Origin of the sequence: Roseibium sp. MMSF_3412 (assembly GCF_030733265.1) — a bacterium.
Classification (GTDB): domain Bacteria; phylum Pseudomonadota; class Alphaproteobacteria; order Rhizobiales; family Stappiaceae; genus Roseibium.
Genome location: NZ_JASHJI010000003.1, coordinates 521699 through 540017, shown reverse-complemented (window position 1 = coordinate 540017; position 18319 = coordinate 521699). Strand labels below are relative to the sequence as shown.

At 58.6% G+C, this 18319-nt stretch carries 19 protein-coding genes; 11 read left to right on the top strand and 8 right to left on the bottom strand.

The genetic code is table 11. The features are described 5' to 3' along the window. Positions 1 to 19: 19 nt before the first annotated feature. Both mutS and RBB49_RS08825 read left to right on the top strand, forming a co-directional pair. The gene (mutS, locus tag RBB49_RS08830; protein ID WP_306142364.1) at positions 20 to 2740 is read left to right on the top strand and encodes a DNA mismatch repair protein MutS; all 2721 of its coding nucleotides are present in this window, start codon (positions 20 to 22) and stop codon (positions 2738 to 2740) included. A 126-nt stretch (positions 2741 to 2866) separates the two neighbouring features. Continuing rightward, entirely contained in the window at positions 2867 to 4012 is a 1146-nt protein-coding gene (locus RBB49_RS08825) for an MFS transporter (protein ID WP_306142363.1), read from the top strand. Here the strand turns inward: RBB49_RS08825 and RBB49_RS08820 are convergent. Further along, positions 4009 to 4530, bottom strand: coding sequence for a DUF2244 domain-containing protein (locus RBB49_RS08820; RefSeq protein ID WP_306142362.1), 522 nt, complete (start codon positions 4528 to 4530; stop codon positions 4009 to 4011). The two genes, RBB49_RS08825 and RBB49_RS08820, sit on opposite strands and share 4 nt — an antisense overlap. A 22-nt stretch (positions 4531 to 4552) precedes the next feature. Between RBB49_RS08820 and nth the strand changes: the two genes are divergently transcribed. Together nth and RBB49_RS08810 are read left to right on the top strand one after the other, a co-directional pair. Beyond that, complete coding sequence (gene nth / locus RBB49_RS08815; protein WP_306142361.1) at positions 4553 to 5368, top strand: endonuclease III; 816 nt, start codon at positions 4553 to 4555, stop codon at positions 5366 to 5368. After that, entirely contained in the window at positions 5365 to 5904 is a 540-nt protein-coding gene (locus RBB49_RS08810; RefSeq protein ID WP_306142360.1) for a GNAT family N-acetyltransferase, read from the top strand. Before nth ends, RBB49_RS08810 begins: the two co-directional genes overlap by 4 nt. Positions 5905 to 5922: 18 nt before the next feature. On the opposite strand, the gene irrA is transcribed toward RBB49_RS08810, so the two are convergent. Further along, a complete protein-coding gene (gene irrA / locus RBB49_RS08805) occupies positions 5923 to 6354 on the bottom strand; it encodes an iron response transcriptional regulator IrrA (protein ID WP_306142359.1) in 432 nt (143 codons plus the stop codon). A 338-nt stretch (positions 6355 to 6692) separates the two neighbouring features. On the opposite strand from irrA, the gene fabA reads away from it, so the two are divergent. The 3 genes from fabA to fabI all read left to right on the top strand — a co-directional run bounded on the left by fabA (position 6693) and on the right by fabI (position 9373). Further along, positions 6693 to 7199, top strand: a complete 507-nt coding sequence (fabA, locus tag RBB49_RS08800; RefSeq protein WP_306142358.1) for a 3-hydroxyacyl-[acyl-carrier-protein] dehydratase FabA — start codon at positions 6693 to 6695, stop codon at positions 7197 to 7199. A gap of 127 nt (positions 7200 to 7326) precedes the next feature. Further along, positions 7327 to 8550 carry a beta-ketoacyl-ACP synthase I gene (gene fabB, locus RBB49_RS08795; RefSeq protein WP_306142357.1) on the top strand — a complete coding sequence of 408 codons (1224 nt, stop codon included), beginning with the start codon at positions 7327 to 7329 and terminating at the stop codon, positions 8548 to 8550. A gap of 10 nt (positions 8551 to 8560) precedes the next feature. Further along, a complete protein-coding gene (gene fabI / locus RBB49_RS08790) occupies positions 8561 to 9373 on the top strand; it encodes an enoyl-ACP reductase FabI (protein ID WP_306142356.1) in 813 nt (270 codons plus the stop codon). Positions 9374 to 9892: 519 nt separating this feature from the next. Here the strand turns inward: fabI and RBB49_RS08785 are convergent. Then, positions 9893 to 10393 carry an SH3 domain-containing protein gene (locus RBB49_RS08785; protein WP_306142355.1) on the bottom strand — a complete coding sequence of 167 codons (501 nt, stop codon included), beginning with the start codon at positions 10391 to 10393 and terminating at the stop codon, positions 9893 to 9895. A gap of 287 nt (positions 10394 to 10680) precedes the next feature. Here RBB49_RS08785 and RBB49_RS08780 point away from each other — a divergent pair, with 287 nt between their 5' ends. Both RBB49_RS08780 and RBB49_RS08775 read left to right on the top strand, forming a co-directional pair. Then, positions 10681 to 11667, top strand: coding sequence for a D-glycerate dehydrogenase (locus tag RBB49_RS08780; RefSeq protein ID WP_306142354.1), 987 nt, complete (start codon positions 10681 to 10683; stop codon positions 11665 to 11667). 21 nt (positions 11668 to 11688) lie between these two features. Continuing rightward, positions 11689 to 12585: an aminoglycoside phosphotransferase family protein gene (locus tag RBB49_RS08775; RefSeq protein WP_306142353.1), complete on the top strand. Its 897-nt coding sequence runs from the start codon at positions 11689 to 11691 to the stop codon at positions 12583 to 12585. Here the strand turns inward: RBB49_RS08775 and dnaQ are convergent. The 5 genes from dnaQ to RBB49_RS08750 all read right to left on the bottom strand — a co-directional run bounded on the left by dnaQ (position 12582) and on the right by RBB49_RS08750 (position 16277). Beyond that, entirely contained in the window at positions 12582 to 13295 is a 714-nt protein-coding gene (gene dnaQ / locus RBB49_RS08770; RefSeq protein WP_306142352.1) for a DNA polymerase III subunit epsilon, read from the bottom strand. The genes RBB49_RS08775 and dnaQ overlap by 4 nt on opposite strands. 78 nt (positions 13296 to 13373) lie before the next feature. Next, positions 13374 to 13970 (bottom strand): dephospho-CoA kinase, encoded by a 597-nt coding sequence (coaE, locus tag RBB49_RS08765; RefSeq protein WP_306142351.1) that lies wholly within the window; start codon positions 13968 to 13970, stop codon positions 13374 to 13376. Next, positions 13967 to 14815, bottom strand: a complete 849-nt coding sequence (locus tag RBB49_RS08760) for a shikimate dehydrogenase (RefSeq protein WP_306142350.1) — start codon at positions 14813 to 14815, stop codon at positions 13967 to 13969. The genes coaE and RBB49_RS08760 overlap by 4 nt, the downstream gene beginning before the upstream one ends. Next, positions 14812 to 15405 (bottom strand): Maf family protein, encoded by a 594-nt coding sequence (locus RBB49_RS08755; protein ID WP_306142349.1) that lies wholly within the window; start codon positions 15403 to 15405, stop codon positions 14812 to 14814. The genes RBB49_RS08760 and RBB49_RS08755 overlap by 4 nt, the downstream gene beginning before the upstream one ends. Positions 15406 to 15428: 23 nt before the next feature. Next, positions 15429 to 16277, bottom strand: a complete 849-nt coding sequence (locus RBB49_RS08750) for a pyruvate, water dikinase regulatory protein (protein WP_306142348.1) — start codon at positions 16275 to 16277, stop codon at positions 15429 to 15431. Between the two features lie 426 nt (positions 16278 to 16703). On the opposite strand from RBB49_RS08750, the gene hemE reads away from it, so the two are divergent. Next, positions 16704 to 17732: a uroporphyrinogen decarboxylase gene (hemE, locus tag RBB49_RS08745; protein ID WP_306142347.1), complete on the top strand. Its 1029-nt coding sequence runs from the start codon at positions 16704 to 16706 to the stop codon at positions 17730 to 17732. Between the two features lie 3 nt (positions 17733 to 17735). Continuing rightward, entirely contained in the window at positions 17736 to 18164 is a 429-nt protein-coding gene (gene hemJ, locus RBB49_RS08740) for a protoporphyrinogen oxidase HemJ (RefSeq protein WP_306142346.1), read from the top strand. Positions 18165 to 18319: the final 155 nt, after the last annotated feature.

The window sequence follows — 18319 nt, the reverse complement described above, 5'->3', positions numbered from 1 at the left end:
GGTTTGCTACGTATTTCACATGAGTGAACAGAGCGCGCAGAAAATCGCCCCGGCAGACCAGAAGGTCACGCCGATGATGGCCCAGTTTATGGAGATCAAGACCGCCAATCCGGACAGCCTGCTGTTCTACCGAATGGGCGACTTCTATGAACTGTTTTTCGACGACGCGGAGATTGCCTCGCAAGCCCTGGGGATCACGCTCACCAAACGTGGCAAGCACCAGGGCGCCGATATCCCGATGTGCGGCGTACCGGTCCATGCCGCCGACGATTACCTGCAAAAACTGATCGCCAAGGGGCACAGGGTTTCCGTCTGCGAACAGACCGAGGATCCGGCGGAAGCCAAGAAGCGTGGCTCAAAATCCGTGGTGCGCCGGGACGTGGTCCGGCTGGTGACGCCCGGAACACTCACCGAAGAACGCCTGCTGGACGCGGGCGCGAACAATTATCTCATGGCACTGACCCGTCTCAAAGGCGGTTCTCTCGGCAATGACGCTGTATTCGGCCTGGCCTGGATCGACATGTCGACGGGTTCGTTCCAGGTTGCGGAGACGGACCAGCAGCGCCTTGCCGCGGATCTGGCGCAGGTCTCACCGCGCGAGTTGATCCTTGCGGACACGCTTCTGCAGGAGAGCGAGCTTCGACTTCTGGCGGAACAATCGGGAAGCGCCCTGTCGCCGGTCCCGCGCGCCTTTTTCGACAGTTCCACGGCAACCGACCGGCTGGGTCACTATTTCGGTGTGAAAACGCTCGACGGCTACGGGACGTTCAGCCGGGCGGAACTCTCGGCCGCCGCCGGGATCCTCTCCTATATCGAACGCACGCAACTGGGCGAGCGCCCGCCGCTCGACCCGCCGGTGCGCGAGGCAGGGGCAGGCCGCATGCTGATCGACCCGGCGACGCGAGCCAATCTCGAGCTTGCCCGCACGCTGTCCGGCGAAAAGCAGGGATCCCTGCTTGCCACGATTGACAGGACGGTCACCGGAGGCGGGTCACGCCTGTTGGCCAGCCGGCTTGCCGGGCCGCTGGTCGATGTCGACGCCATCCAGAAACGGCACGATTCCGTTGCCTACTTCCTGGCCAACGAAATCATGCGGGAAGGATTGCGGCAGACGCTGAAGGGCGCGCCGGACATGGCTCGGGCGCTGTCCCGGATCGCGCTCAATCGCGGAGGCCCGCGCGACATCCTGAGTGTCGCACAGGGGCTTGCCGCCGCGCGCGCTGTTCTCGACCAGACCCGTATCGGAGACATTCCGGCCGAAATCGCCGAGGCCCGCGAAAGCCTCGAACACGCACCGCACGCCCTTGGCGACCAGCTGATTTCGGCAATCAAGGAGGAGCCGCCGCTCCTGAAGCGGGATGGCGGTTTTGTCGCCACCGGTTACAATTCCGATCTGGATGAACTGCGCGCGCTGCGCGACGAAAGCCGCAAAGTGATCGCCAGGCTGCAGGCGGATTACTCGGAGGAGCTCGGCCTCAGATCGCTGAAGATCAAGCACAACAACGTGCTTGGCTGGTTCATCGAAGCCCCGACCGCCCAGACGGAAAAGCTGACCGCCGATCCGGCACGCTTCATTCACCGGCAGACCATGGCAGGTGCCATGCGTTTCACCACCACCGAACTGGCGGATCTGGAATCGAAGATTGCCAGCGCCGGCGAGCGGGCGCTTGCCATCGAACTGGAGATTTTCGAGCAACTGGCGCAGGCAATCATCGATGCGGGCGGCGCGATCAAGGCTGCCGCGCAAGGTCTCGGCGTGCTGGACGTTTCCGCGGCACTGGCAAAGCTCGCCCAGGATGAAAACTATTCACGGCCGGTTGTCGACGACAGTCGCGCCTTCGACATCAAGGGCGGCCGCCACCCCGTCGTGGAACGCGCGCTGAGAACATCAGGCGGCGACAGCTTTGTCGCCAATGACGCCAATCTCGGACCTGATGCGTCGGAGGAAACCGGTCATATCTGGCTGATCACCGGCCCGAACATGGCCGGTAAATCGACATTTCTGCGCCAGAACGCCCTGATCGCCGTGCTCGCCCAGATGGGGTCTTTCGTGCCGGCGGCACAGGCCCAAATCGGCATTGTCGACCGGCTGTTCTCCCGCGTGGGCGCGGCTGACGATCTTGCCCGGGGCCGGTCAACCTTCATGGTTGAAATGGTCGAAACCGCTGCCATTCTCAATCAGGCAGGCGACCGGTCGCTGGTGATCCTGGATGAGATCGGACGCGGAACGGCGACTTTCGACGGGCTGTCGATCGCCTGGGCAACAATCGAACATCTGCATGAGGTCAACCGCTCACGGGCGCTGTTTGCAACCCACTATCACGAGCTGACCGCGCTTTCAGCCAAGCTCGACCGGCTTTCAAACGCGACCGTTTCCGTCAAGGAATGGAACGGCGAAGTCATCTTCCTGCACGAAATCGTGCCCGGCGCAGCCGACCGCTCCTACGGCATCCAGGTCGCCAAACTCGCCGGGCTGCCCGGAAAGGTGGTCGAACGGTCGAAGCAGGTGCTGAGCCAGCTGGAAGAACAGGATCGCCGGTCGCCTGCGGAAAGCCTGATTGACGAACTGCCGCTCTTTGCAAGCATCGCGGCGGCCCCGCCCAGCGCGCCTAACACATCCAGCGAACCCGACCCGGTGGTCACCGCGCTGGAGGAGATCGACCCGGACGACATGACACCGAGGGAAGCGCTTGATGCGCTCTACAGGCTGAAAACACTGCAAACGCGCATCGAGGAGTAACTGCTCTTTTTGCGTGACCCGGCCCAAAACCGCGTTTAGGCTAACCGGACCTGCCCGACCCTCCCACTTGCGGCGATTCCGACAATGTACTCCCTAGCGCAACTCCCCCGACAGGTGTTGCTGATCATGCTGTTGCAGTTCATCAAGAGCCTTGGCGCATCCGCGCTGATCCCCCTGATGAGCTTTTTCATCGTTGAAGGCCTCGGGTCCAGTCCGTGGCAGGTCGGGTTCTATACGGGTCTGGTGATGCCGCTCACCCTGATCGCAAACCGGTGGGCGGGAGAGCGGCTCGATCACGGCTTTCCGGTCAAACGGCTGCTTCTGATTTCGATAACGGCCTTCATCGTCGCAACGGCGCTGCTGACACGGGTGTCCGGCCTTATGATGCTGGTTTTGCTGATTGCTCCCCTGATGGGGCTCGCGAACATGGGATCGGGCACGATTTTCACCTATGCCCGTCTCTATGCGGAACGAAACGACCTCGACGTCGCGCGGATCAATTCCTGGCTTCGCATGATGGTGTCCCTTGCCTGGATGATCGGACCCGCAGCTTCCTTCACGCTCGTTTCTCTTGTGGGATTTGGCCCCACGTTCCTAAGCGCCTGCGTCGTCGGCCTCTGTTTCCTGGGTCTCACCTGGCGCACGGTACCCGCAGGTTTCAGATCCGAGCGCACGCAAAAGCGCGACGCCGGCAAGGAGCCCGTCAACTGGCGTTTGCTGATTGCGGGGCTCACCTGCCTCGGGTTCATCATCACGAACACGCTTTTTGTTTCCGCGATGCCGTTGTTTTTCGTGAAGGAAATCGGTCTGCCGGGCTCGACACCCGGCCTGTCCCTGTCGGTCAAGTGCGTTGTCGAGGTGTTCATGATCTTCTGGTCCGTCCGGCTGGCCGAACGCATCGGGATCCGTCAGGTTCTGATGATCGCAGCCATTCTGGCGCCGACCAGCATGATCCTGTTCGCGCAGGTTACCGAATTCTGGCACGTCATGGCCGCCTCCGTCATCGAAGGCACTTACTACGGACTGTTTGCCGGGGTCTCGATCAGTTTTGTGCAGAGCTTTGCACCCGACAGACCCGGACGCGCGACCGCGGTCTACATGAACAGCCTGTTTCTGGGAGGCATGATCGGCAGTATCTCGATGGGCATCATCGCCAGCGTCACGGATTTCAAGACCGTGCTCTATGTTGCCGCCGGATCTTCGGTGGTGGCCCTGCTGATATTGCTGGCAACGCTTCGGCTGAAGCCGGAAACAGCTCAGGAAACCGTCTAAACGCCGCCTGATTTGGCGACCGAAAGCGCATTGGCCATGGCGCCGGCGAATGTCGTCCTGTCATCCGGATTGAGGAAATTGCCAAGGTCGACGCTCTCACCCCTGCTCGTCAGCGTGATCCTGACGACGCCCTCGTCCTCGATCCGGTCGATTGAAAGCCGTACCCAGAAGGGATTGAACCGGAACTCCTGGTAGCGCTTGCCGGGCCCGACCTTTCGAATGATCAGCTCGTTGCGGGAGACAATCACTTCCTCATGGGTGCGCGCGGACTTGTAATTCATGCGGAAGGCAAACCAGAGCAACGCGATGTCCAGGCCGAAAAAGCCGAACACAGGCCAGGCGCCAATGCTCCAGAAGAGAACACCTGCGACAAAGCTGACCGCGCCGAAACACAGCATCAGGATCATGAACCCGTTCGGGCCCAGCGAGCGGTGAGGTGTCAGCACCGCCGTGAAAAAAGGCCGGTTCAGATCGTCAGCCCGGTCATTATCCTCGGAATTCGGATTGTTCTCGCTCATGAGGATTGATTATAGAGAGTTCATGACCCAAGCAAAGAGCCCCGCCGCCCGCAAATCCCAAAAACGGCCAGCAAAGGCAAAGCAAGCCAGGAAGAAAACGCCTTCCGTGGACAATCCCGGCAAGGTGCTGAAGCGCTCGCGCTACACCAAGGCCGAGACCTACGCGATTTTCCAGAGGTTCCACGCCGACAACCCCGAACCGGAGGGCGAACTCGACTACGTGAACGCCTACACGCTGCTGGTCGCCGTGGTCCTGTCGGCACAGGCAACCGATGTCGGGGTGAACCGCGCCACGAAAAATCTCTTTCAGATCGCCGATACGCCCGAGAAAATGCTGGCGCTTGGGGAAGACCGCGTGCGGGAGGAAATCAAGACGATCGGCCTCTACAAGAACAAGGCAAAAAACGTCATCCTGCTGTCCGAGCAACTGATCCGGGATCACGGCGGCACCGTGCCTGAAGACAGGGAAGCGCTTGAGACCCTTCCGGGTGTCGGGCGCAAGACCGCCAATGTGGTTCTCAATATCTATTTCGGTCATCCGACGATTGCCGTTGATACGCACCTCTTCCGTCTCGGCAACAGGGTCGGCATTGCGCCGGGCAAGACACCGCTCGATGTCGAAAAGGCCATGGAAAAAGCCGTTCCGAAGGAGTTTTCCCTGCATGCGCATCACTGGCTGATCCTTCACGGACGCTACATCTGCAAGGCACGCAAACCGGAATGCAGGCGCTGTGTCATCTATGACCTGTGCAGAAGCCCGGAAAAGGAACTGTTCGATGCAATCCCGGAAATTGCCGTGCGCACGAAGGCAATGGTCGAAAGAGGTGAGGTCGCTTGAGTTTGTCCAGCGGACCCGTTCCGGAAAGCAGCCGATTGTCTTTCCGGCCGCCAAAGGTGGAAGACGCGTCCTTCTACAATACCCTCATGAACGAACCGGACTATCACCGGTTTATCGCGGATCGAGGTATCCGTTCCGACGCAGACGCGGCCGCCTTCATTGAGACCAAGACCCTGGCGCATTTTGCAGAGCACAAGGTCGGTCTCTGGCTTGTCGAGCAGAAAGAAACCGGCGCTCCGATCGGCGCTTGCGGCCTGGTGGTCCGCGATGACCTTGACGTTCCGGATCTCGGTTACGCGTTTCTCGAGGAAGCGCGCGGCAAGGGCTATGCAAGGGAAGCCGCCAAGGCCGTTCTGGATTTCGTCAGGGAAAATATGGACCTGCCGATGATCTGCGCGATCACGCATACGGAAAACCATCGGTCGTCAAGCTTGCTGCTGAAGCTTGGTTTCACCGCGAAAGGCCAGCGATATCTCGCGGCCTACGACGATACGTCGGATTATTTCGAGTTTGATTTCAACAGAGACCGGGCATAGCCGGGAAGCGCCGTTCGGTCAGCGCTTTTCGCGCACCCTGACGACGACGTCCACGCGCACGATTTCCATGCCCTCGGGCGCTTCCGGAATCGCGCCGATGCCAACGCCTTCTCCCGGTATGTCGATCACCCTGTTCTCTCCTTCGATAAAGAAGTGGTGGTGATCGGAAACGTTCGTGTCGAAATAGGTCTTGTTGCCGTCGATGGCGACTTCGCGCAGAAGGCCGGCCTCGGTAAACTGGTGCAGCGTGTTGTAAACAGTTGCAAGGGAAACGGGAACGTCTGCGGCGACGGCTTCCTCGTGCAGAAGTTCCGCAGAGATGTGACGGTCACCCTTGGAGTAGAGCAATTCGGCAAGCGAAACACGTTGACGCGTCGGCCGCAAACCTGCGGTTCGCAGTATGTTGGTCACGTCCTTGCCATTCGGCTCCATTGCCGTGTGCGTCGTCATTCCAGTATGTTCCAAGACTAAGTTCCTGTTACTGAAGCCTTTTTTGAACTTGCCCTGTGCCAGGTCAGAGCTTGTTCCGTTGCGGCTTCGCCTATATCTGCCATTTCTTGTGCCTGAAATGCAAGTTTTAACCGCACGGCACCATAAATCATGATGGTTATATTTAAGCTGTACTTTTGCTCAAAACTTGCCTAATCGCCTTGAAATCCTCGAAATTTCACTCAAGTGACATCTTTCGAACACGGTTCCCCTGTGTTAGGAAGGCGCCGCAAACAGAACCAAAAACAAACCCGTTCCAGCATGGGAAAGTGGGTAGGAAGCAAGAAAACGGATCCTGAATGACCGAGCGCCGCTCCAGCTACGACTACGAAGATCTCCTCGCCTGCGGCCGCGGCGAGCTTTTCGGCCCGGGCAACGCCCAATTGCCGCTCCCGCCGATGCTGATGTTCGACCGTATCACGGACATCTCCGAAACGGGCGGTGAGTTCGACAAGGGATATGCGCGCGCCGAATTCGATATCAAGCCTGATCTCTGGTTCTTCCCGTGCCACTTCCAGGGCAACCCGGTCATGCCCGGATGTCTCGGACTTGACGCTCTCTGGCAGCTGACCGGTTTCGTGCTTGGCTGGCTTGGACTGGAAGGAAAGGGCATGGCGCTTTCCACGGGCGAGATCAAATTCAAGGGCATGGTCACACCGGATGTGAAGCTTGTCGAATATGGCATCGACTTCAAACGCATCATGAAGGGCCGCCTGGTTCTCGGAATTGCTGACGGTTGGCTTAAGGCCGACGGCGAACAGATCTACAAGGCAACGGATCTGCGCGTCGGCCTCGCAAAAACCTGAGGCTCAACTCATAAAATCCAAGCGACCGGCGTTTCTTTATCTTGGGAGCGCCGGTTTGTGCATTATGTAAGGCAATGAGCCGAACGGCGGACAGAGGCTCACGCACCGGAAAAATTAGGAGACCGCAATGAGACGCGTTGTCGTCACCGGTATCGGAATCGTTTCATCGATCGGATCGAATGCCCAGGAAGTGCTGGCCAGCCTTCGGGAAGGCAAATCCGGAATTCAATTCGCTCCGGACTACGCGGAGCACGGCTTCCGCAGTCAGGTTCACGGCATGCCGGATGTCGACATACCATCGCTGATCGACAAACGGCAGCTGCGTTTCATGGGTGACGGTGCCGCCTACAACTACATCTCGATGCAGCAGGCGATTGCCGACAGCGGCCTGGAAGACAGCGACGTCTCCAACACGCGCACCGGCCTGATCATGGGATCCGGCGGCCCTTCCACCAAGAACCTTTTCCAGGCGCACCAGATCGTTCTTGAAAAAGGAGCGCCGAAGCGCATGGGCCCGTTCATGGTCACGCGCGGAATGAGCTCGACCAACTCGGCCTGTCTGGCGACGCCGTTCAAGATCAAGGGCATCAACTATTCGATCACTTCCGCCTGCTCGACCTCGGCGCACTGCATCGGTGCGGCAACCGAGCAGATCCAGTTCGGCAAGCAGGATGTGATGTTCGCAGGCGGCGGCGAAGAACTCGACTGGACGCTGTCCTGCCTGTTCGACGCAATGGGCGCCATGTCCTCCAAGTATAACGACACGCCCCAAACGGCATCGCGTGCATACGATTCGACGCGCGACGGTTTCGTTATCGCGGGTGGCGGCGGCGTTGTTGTGCTTGAGGAGCTGGAGCACGCCAAGGCGCGCGGCGCGAAGATCTATGCGGAAGTCACAGGCTATGCGGCCAACTCCGACGGTTACGACATGGTGGCACCGTCCGGCGAGGGCGGTGAGCGCTGCATGCGTCTTGCCATCGAAACCCTCGGCGAGCGCAAGGTCGACTACATCAACACGCACGGCACGTCGACACCGGTCGGTGATATCGGCGAGATCGAAGCGATCCGGCGCGTGTTCGGCGACAATCAGCCACCGGCCTCCTCCACCAAGTCGCTGACCGGCCACAGCCTCGGCGCGACGGGTGTCCAGGAAGCGATCTACTGCCTGTTGATGCTTCAGAACGACTTCATGACTGCATCGGCCAACATCAACGAACTCGACCCGGCCCTCAGCAAGGACGAGATCGTGACGGAGCGGGTCGACAATGCCGGCCTGGACACTGTCCTTTCCAACAGCTTCGGCTTTGGCGGCACCAACGCCTCCCTCGCGCTGTCACGCTATCACGGCTGAGGAGATCCAAATGTCTGATCTGATGAAGGGCAAACGCGGCCTGATCATGGGCGTTGCCAACGACCACTCCATCGCGTGGGGTATTGCCAAGACCCTTTCCGAGCACGGCGCGGAACTCGCTTTCACCTACCAGGGCGAAGCATTCGGGCGGCGCACGAAACCTCTGGCCGAATCCGTCGGCAGCGACATTCTGCTGCCCTGCGACGTGGAAGACATCGATTCCGTCGATGCGGTCTTCAGCGCGCTCAAGGAACGCTGGGGCAGCATTGATTTCCTGGTTCATGCCATTGCTTTTTCTGACAAGTCGGAGCTGCGCGGCAAATATGCCGACACGACCCGGGAGAACTTTTCCCGGACGATGCTGATTTCCTGCTTTTCCTTCACGGAAATAGCCAAACGGGCGGCAGAGATCATGCCGGATGGCGGTTCGATCATCACGCTGACCTATGGCGGATCGACCAAGGTCATGCCGAACTACAATGTCATGGGTGTTGCCAAGGCGGCACTTGAATCCTCTGTCCGGTATCTTGCGGTCGACTACGGCGAACAGAATATCCGGGTGAATGCCATCTCCGCCGGACCGGTCCGGACGCTGGCGGGATCAGGCGTTTCGGACGCCAGGCTCATGTTCAATTTCCAGAAGCGGAATTCGCCGCTGTGCCGCACCGTCTCGCTCGACGAGATCGGCGGAACCGGGCTTTATCTCCTGTCGGACCTTTCCGGCGGCGTCACCGGCGAGGTCCACTTTGTCGACAGCGGCTACAACATCATGTCGATGCCGCGGCTGGATGAGCTGAAGGCACAAGAAGGCCAGACGGACTAGGGACTCACACCCTCCAACGCGACAAAGGCGGCCCATGGCCGCCTTTTTTTGGCAAGTTTTACGCAGCCTTGTAACCAATCCTGCAAGGTGAACCGCCTCCATCTTCATTCCAGGCAGGTGCGGCACCATCTGAGCGTCGATTCGGAAACCAGATGTATTTCGCACCGAAGGCGCGGTTGATCACTGTATCACGGGATTCGTGTTCGCTTTGCTCACGCAAATTCCTGGATTCCAGATCAGCGTTCGGCATCGCCTCACTTGTCTGGAATGACGGTGGGGAGAACGTCACCCCTTCCATCATCGTCTCGGCCAAGCATTTGCGCGAGCCGAGATTACGAGGGCGAGGCTGGCACAAGTCTAAAGATATCTGCCCAGCAAACTCTCCTTGCAACACAGCCTCATCCTGAGGAAGGCCGCAGGCCTGTCTCGAAGGATGGCCGTCCGGTGCAAATGCGCACAAGCAAATGGATCCCCGATCAAGTCGGGGATGACAACACGAGATTGGTGTGATGCTGTTGCTCAGTCTTCCAGGATTTCGTCGGGATAGACGCCGAAGAGGCGGGTCTGGTCGAGCCAGCCTTCATATTCGGTTCCGTTGACGCGGCACCAGCCGCCGGCGCATTCGGTGACCGAGGTCAGCACAAACGGCTCAAGTTCAGCGACAATATCGGCATCGGATTTGGAACGTGCGCGCAGCGGGGTGCGGTTGGTCTTTTCCCACGGCGTGACCAGGGCGGTGCGGCGGCCGGACAGAAGGGAGTGGAACACCCAGCCGACCTTGCCTTCCCAGTCGCGAATGCGGCGCCAGTTCTCGAATTCCTGGATGATCTCGACCGGAAGACCGGACTGAACGAAGGTCCAGGCAACGGCGTGTTCGCGCGAGGGGCCGACCCGTACGTTCACCCGATCGGATTTCAGGCTGACGAAACGCGGCACCGGCAGTCCGGAGGCCCCTGTTGTCGTTCCTTGCGACCATGCAGGCGTCGCGAACCAGCTGATCGCGCAGAGGATTGCTATCACACTCAGGATTTGGCGGCGGCCTGGAACCGAACAGGTCATATTATCCAGTTGTCCAACTTGTTCTTGATCTTTGAGTTGCGTCAAATCTGTAACGAAAAAACTGCGTAAAAACCACCTTGCCGTTTCAGGCAGGCGGGCAATGCGCCGCGAATGAAACCGATCTCTTGTTTCTGCCGAACCATCTGGTAAGGAGAAGGGTGCGTTTTCGTGCGCTCGCGCAACGCGCAGCATCAAGGTGAATCCATTGGGGTTAACAAACTCCCAATGAATCGCGAAAGGCAGTTGGTATGGCGAAAAAGAAGCCTGTCGTTGTTGTGACCCGGAAGCTTCCGGACGTGGTTGAAACCCGGATGCGTGAGCTTTTCGAAACGCGTCTCAATGAAAATGACAGGCCGTTCAGTCAGGCCGAACTGGTCGAAGCTGTCAGAACTGCGGATGTGCTTGTTCCGACCGTGACCGACCGGATCGATTCGTCGGTTCTGTCACAGGCAGGCGAGAACCTGAAGCTCATCGCCAATTTCGGCAACGGGGTCGACAATATCGATGTCGTGACCGCCAACAATCGCGGCATCAATGTCACCAACACGCCGGGTGTCCTGACCGAAGACACGGCCGACATGACCATGGCGCTGATGCTGTCCGTGCCGCGACGTCTTGCCACAGGAATAAGCGCGCTGGAAGCAGGCGACTGGGCCGGGTGGTCACCGACCTGGATGCTGGGCCACCGGATCTGGGGAAAGCGGCTCGGGATCATCGGCATGGGCCGGATCGGACAGGCCGTCGCACGCCGAGCCAAGGCATTCGGCATGTCGATCCATTATCACAACCGCCGCAAGGTTGCCGACGACATCGAAGAAGAGCTGGAGGCGACCTATTGGGAAAGCCTCGACCAGATGCTGGCGCGCATGGATGTGGTTTCCATCCACTGCCCGCACACACCGGCAACATTCCACCTGCTGTCGGCCCGCCGCCTGAAGCTTCTGAAAAAGGACGCATACGTGGTCAACACCGCGCGCGGTGAGGTGATCGACGAAAACGCCCTGATCCGCATGCTCGAAGCCGGCGAGCTGGCCGGTGCCGGCCTTGACGTTTTCGAACACGAACCGGCGGTCAATCCGAAACTCGTCAAACTCGAGAATGTCGTTCTGCTGCCGCATATGGGATCGGCGACGATCGAAGGCCGTATCGAAATGGGCGAGAAGGTGATCATCAACATCAAGACCTTCATGGACGGCCATCGTCCGCCGGACCGCGTGCTGCCGTCGATGCTGTAGTCCGGACCTGCGAGCCGCTTTTTGAGCAACTCCCCATCCGGTCTTCCTTTCCAGATACCCGAGAAACTGTTGTGGCTCGGGACAAGGCAGGCTGGCAGAGACTGGCTGAACCGCCTTCCTGATCTTTTCGAAGCGGCCCGGTCGAGATTCGATCTTCGATCAGTCGGGCAACCATTCGCGGGCGGGTATGTCTCCCTTGTCATGCCGGCGCAGCGCGGTGGGGAAGACGTCGTCCTGAAACTGCAATTCGTTCATCGGGAAGCCCGGCACGAGGCCGATGCGCTGCGTCTCTGGAACGGAGAAGGTGCCTGCCGGCTTCTCGATCATGACCCTGATCTTGGTGCCCTGCTGCTGGAACGCTGCCGGCCGGGCCATTATCTCGCCGACGCCGTGAACATAGATCAACTCGCTGTTCTCGCGGACCTCCTGCGGAAGCTTCTTGTGCCGGCACACGCACCGTTCACGCCGCTCAACGAGGAAGCGGCCGGCTGGATTGGCTCTATCGAACAGGATTGGCGCGACGCCGGGTCGCCTTGTGAAAAACGCCTTGTGGATGCTGCCGTCGCCGCCGTCGGCGACCTTCGAACCGAAGAAACGGGTTCTGTTCTCCTGCATCAGGATCTTCACGGCCACAATGTGCTATCGGCGGGACGCGAAGCTTGGCTGGCGATCGATCCGAAACCCCTTTCCGGCGATCCGGCCTTCGCACTCAGTCCGATCGTTCGCAGTTTCGAGTTCGGTCATACAAAAGAGGCCTCGCTCCACCGCCTCGACCGCCTGTCGGAAGAACTGGAACTGGACCGGGAGCGCGCGCGCCTCTGGACGATTGCCCAGACCATGGCATGGGCTTTCGACAGCGGCTATTCTGAAAGGCATTTCCAGACGTGCCGCTGGCTTCTAGGCGGTACTTTGGGCTAATCGCTGTATTTTCCCCAAAGAGCACTTTCGCCCATACCTTCGACAAAGGCCTTGTGCGCCGCGTATTCCTCGCCCGTCAATCGGGACGCGAGCGGTGCCGGCCGCTTCCGTGCATTGAAGGAGCCAAGCTCTCCCGAGATCACGGCGTTTCCGGACGCAACCGAAACCTCCTCCTCCGGCATAAGTCCAAGGGCCGTTTGGCGTCCCCCGATCAGTTCGAGATAGACTTCGGCGAGAATTTCCGCGTCAAGCAATGCGCCGTGCTTTACGCGCTTGGAATTGTCGATGCCGTAGCGCGAGCACAACGCATCAAGCGAATTCGGGCCCGACGGGTGTTTGCGGCGCGCGATTTCCAGCGTGTCCAGCACCTGGGTGTTCGGAATGATCCGCCGGCCCGCGCGCTCCAGTTCCGTATTAATGAAGCCCATGTCGAAGGCGGCATTGTGGATGACCAGCGTCGCATCGCCGACAAATTCCAGAAACGCGTCCGCAACCGCGGCAAAAAGCGGTTTGTCGGACAGGAACTCCTCGGAAAGCCCGTGAACGCGGAAGGCCTCTTCCGGCATGTCCCGCTCCGGATTGATATAGACGTGATAGGAATTTCCGGTCGGAATGTGATTGATCAGCTCGACACCGCCGATCTCCACCAGGCGGTCGCCGCCGCGCGGGTTCAGACCGGTTGTTTCCGTATCGAAGGATATTTCGCGCATCGTTCGCCTTTCACTGTCTCGCCCAGTGTGCCGTGTCTGACGGACGACGCAAGCGGGCCGGCCGGTTTTCCCCGGGCATCAGCCGTTGGGATGGTTTTTCCGGACCGCATCCAGGATTTCGTCGACCCTTTTTTCCGCTGCTTCCATCCCCAAACCGGTGTCGATCAGGAAATCCGCCTTCTCGCGCTTGACCGCATCGGGCACCTGTTTTGCCAGGATCGCCTGAAACCGCTCTTCGCTCATGCCGTCCCGCGACAGAACACGCTCGCGTTGAACGGCGGGGTCCGCCGTCACAACGACAACAACGTCGACACGGTCATCCCCGCCTGTTTCAAACAGAAGCGGGATGTCCATCAGAACGACCGACCGGCCATCCAGCCGGGCGAGATCGAGAAAGGTCTGTTCTTCCTCGCGCACCAGCGGATGGACAATTTCCTCCAGCCGTTTCATCGCTTCCGGATTGCCGAGAACCTGTCTGGAAAGGAGCGTGCGATCAACCCTTCCGTCCACGATCGTTCCGGGGAAAGCGTCGCCGATCAACGGCACGGCACGGCCCTCGTAAAGCGCATGGACGCAGGCATCGGCGTCATGAACGGGTACGCCTCTGTCGGCGAACATCCGGGCCGTCGTCGACTTGCCCATGCCGATCGATCCGGTCAATCCGATCCTGATCACGCGATCACCCCGAGATCCTTGAGCGCAAGCGTCCTGAGTTCATCGGTGACCACGGGCCGTTCACCGAACCAGCGCTCGAATGCCGGAACGGCCTGGTGCAGCAACATGCCGATGCCATCGACGGTCGGATTTCCCCTGGCCGCCGCCAGTTTCAGAAGGTCGGTCTCAAGCGGAGAATAGACGATGTCGTTCACGAGTGTATGGGCCGGCAGGTTCGACAGGTCGATTTCAAGCGGTGGCTTACCGGTCATACCGAGCGATGTGGTGTTTACCAGAACGTCTGCCACTGCAAGCGTTGTCCCCAGGTTATCCCAATCATGGGCAACTGTTCCGGCTCCAAATTCATCGGAGATTTTCTCGGCTTTTTCCCTGGTTCGATTGACGATATGCACTGTTGTGTAATTCCTGGAAATCAAGGCCCAGACAATGGCGCGGGCCGCACCGCCGGCACCCAGAACGACAGCAGTGCCGGAGTTTTCATCCCAGTTTGGTGCTAGCTGGTCGAGGTTGCCGAGAAAGCCAAGACCATCCGTGTTGGCACCGCACAGTCTGCCGTTTTCATCCAGCCAAAGCGTATTCGCCGCGCCCATTGCGCTGGCGGCCTCGTCAAGCCAGTCGCATGCTTTCGCCGCGATTTCCTTGAATGGAACCGTGACGTTGGCTCCGATCAGTCCGGCATCCCTGAAGTTCCCGTAAAAGCGTTCTGCATCTTCCGGTGGGACATCCAAACGTCCGTATTCCCCTTCGAGGCCATGCTTCTTCAGCCAATAGCCATGAATGAGCGGCGATCTTGAATGCGAAACGGGATGCCCGGTTATGGCTGCCTTCCTGAGAACTCCGCTCATGTCTCGATAACTCCAAGCGTGCGCAGTTCCGCCAAAAGCGGCAGCATCGGTAAACCCAGGATCGTGAAGTAATCCCCGTCGATCTTTTCAAAAAGCTGAACGCCCAGGCCTTCCAGCTGGTAGGCGCCGACGCTTGAAAGAACGCTGTCGCCGGCATTCGCAAGATAGTGGCCGACATAGGCGGGGGAGAGATCACGCATTTTCAGCCGGGCTGTCGAGACGTTTCGCCAGATCGCCTCGCCTCCGCGTGAAATGACAACGGACGAATGGAGTTCATGCACCTTGCCGGAAAATGCCAGAAGCTGCCGGCGCGCGGCTTCCATGTCTTCGGGCTTGGTTCGCCGCTCGCCTTCGAAAGCAAGGATCTGGTCCGCACCAACCACGAGATCCGAAGGCCTGCGGCCGCTGACGTCGTTGGCCTTTGCTTCGGCCAGAACGCTTGCGAGATCCTCCGGAGGAAAATGCGCCCTGAGAAGCGGTTCTTCAACGGCCCTCTCGTCGACATCCGACGGGTCTGTTTCAAATTGCAGACCCGCATTTTTCATCAATTCAGCGCGGATCTTGCTGCCGCTGGCGAGTACAAGTGCCATATTGTTTCTTTCATGTCAGGGCATCAGATGGAGCTAGTGTGGTCCGTTTCCGACTTGAAGTTCTTGAACAGTGTCATGATTTCAGCCGCCGTCTCCTCGACCGACCGCCGGGTGACGTCGATCAGCGGCCAGGCATTTTCCGAACACAGGCGGCGTGTCATGTTGATCTCCTGCGAGATCTCCTTGCGGTCAACATAAGTGTCGTTGTAACCATCTGAATTCAATGAAAGTACCCGGTTTCTGCGTATCTGCTGGATGCGTTCAACCGATGCGATCAGACCAACGATCATCGGCCCTTTCAACGATTTGACATGGTCCGGCAACGGGATGCCTGGAACCAGTGGCACATTGGCTGCCTTGATTCCCCGGTTGGCGAGATAGATGCAGGTTGGTGTCTTCGACGTCCTGGAAATCCCGATGAGAACAATGTCGGCGGATTCAAGGTCGTCCCAGACCTGACCATCGTCATGCATCATCGTGTAGTTGAGGGCTTCCATGCGGCGGAAATACTCCGCGTCGAGTTCGTGCTGTCCGCCGACGCGGTGCGTCTGTGTGACATTCAGGTAAGACTGGAAGACCGCAAAGACGGGGTCGAGAATGTTGACGAAAGGCAAACCGAGATCCCTGCATTTCTGTTCGAGACGTTTTGCGATTTCGTCATCGACGAGCGTGTAGAGCACGATGCCGGGTGCGTTCTCGATTTCCGAAATAACCCTGTCCAGCTGTTTGGAAGATCGAACCAGCGGATAGACATGCTCAATTTCCTGTACGTTCTCATATTGCACGGTCGCTGCGCGCGCCACGGTCATCAGGGTTTCGCCGGTTGAGTCGGACACGAGATGCAGATGAAAGTAGTGTCGCGACTTGTTCACGGTATCATCCCCAGGGCTGTTGACGAATTGGGAGTCGTCTTGGTCTTTGAGCGGGATGTACGAAGTTTATGCCCGCTCATCAATATTTGTTAACAAAGCTCTAACGCGCGCAAACTGTATCCGAAACGATTGTGCATGGGTGTGGATTCACAATTCATCTGTGACATTTCGACAGACTATCCACTTGCGCCCAATTTGTTAACGAAAGGTAAACATGCCGCCAAGTACCTGTAAATAAATTATGAATCCGGTTATCGACTCTTGGGGAGCAATTTGACTTCCGTTCTTCCGAAAATTTTCCCGCACGGAAATTTGTGCAGACGCATTGTGGATAGAAATTGATCCCGGTAATCCACTCACAATAAGAAAAAACAGATTCAAATATAGAATCTTGTTTGATTTGAAATGTGGGAAAGGTGGAGCCTTATGAAGTCTCAAGACAGAGCCGTGATGCGGGTTCTCTCAGGAGAAAAGATCTGGCCGCCGCCCATATGGATGATGCGCCAGGCAGGACGCTATCTTCCCGAGTACCGGGAGGTCAGGTCCAAGGCACGTAACTTTCTGGATTTCTGCTATTCCCCGGATCTTGCAACAGAGGTCACTCTCCAGCCGATCCGGCGATATGGTTTTGATGCAAGCATTCTGTTTTCCGATATCTTCGTCGTCCCCGACGCGATCGGGTATCCGGTTCGTTTTGAAGAAGGACGTGGTCCCGTCCTGGAACCGCTTTCGTCCGATCTCATAGATCGTCTCGAACAGGAACGGGCCGAGGATCATCTCAAACCGGTCATAGAGACGGTCGGCCGCCTTCGGGCCGAGCTTCCCCCGGAAACAACCCTATTGGGCTTCTGTGGGGCTCCCTGGACGGTTGCCTGCTATTCGGTGGCCGGTCACACGACACAGGATCAGGTGGCTGCGCGTGTCGGCGCCTACCGCGACCCGGAGCTGATGCAGCGCTTCGTCGATCAACTGGTCACGGCCTCGATCCGTTATCTGGTCCGGCAACTGGATGCGGGCGCGGATGCCGTCCAGATTTTCGACACCTGGGCGGGGGTTCTGGATGATGCGGGTTTCAAACGCTGGTCAATCGAACCGACGAAGCGGATTGTCGAAGGGGTTCGCGCTCAGCGGCCGCAGGCGAAGATCATCGGGTTTCCGAAAGCGTCATCGGCGCGGGTGATGGCCTTTGTCGAAGGGACGGGCGTTGACGCCGTCGGGTTCGACTGGACAGCTCCGGACCGGCTGGCGCTGGAAATTCAGCGCAAGCTGCCGATCCAGGGAAATCTCGATCCGATGCGTCTCGTCGCCGGCGGTCCTGCCCTGGAGGAAGGTGTTGCGCATATTCTGCAAACCTTCGACAAGGGTCCGCTGATTTTCAATCTCGGCCACGGCGTGACCCCGGATGCGGATCCGGAAAATGTTGCGAAGATGGTAGAACAGGTTCGGAAGGGTTGAGGCATGGATCTGTTCTTATGGGTCAAGTCGCTCCACGTTATCTCGATAATCGCCTGGATGGCGGGCATGCTCTATCTGCCGCGGCTCTTTGTCTATCACGCGGAAACGGAAGTCGGTTCTGAACAATCCGAAACGTTCAAGGTCATGGAACGGCGGCTCCTCAAGGCGATTATCAATCCGTCGATGATCGCTGCCTGGATCTTCGGGCTCTGGGCCGCTTATGAACTCTCCGCATGGCAGGATGGCTGGTTCCATGCAAAGTTTACGCTCGTTCTGATCATGTCGGGTGTTCACGGATATCTCAGCCGCTGCGTCAAGGCATTTGCAGCTGACAAGAACACGAGGACGGCGCGGTTCTACCGGATCCTGAACGAGGTCCCGACGGTTCTGATGATTGCCATCGTGATACTGGTCATCGTCAAACCCTTTTAAGACGATGACCAGGGCAACTGGCCGATTGAAGCTGCCTAATTTTTGGGTGAGGGGCTATTTGCCGAGCCTGAAAAATCGGCAGATTTCCGGGCTTGCGATTCAGTAGAAAACGCTTTATCTTCGCGCCACTTCAAATCGGCGCTTGCAGTTTCAAA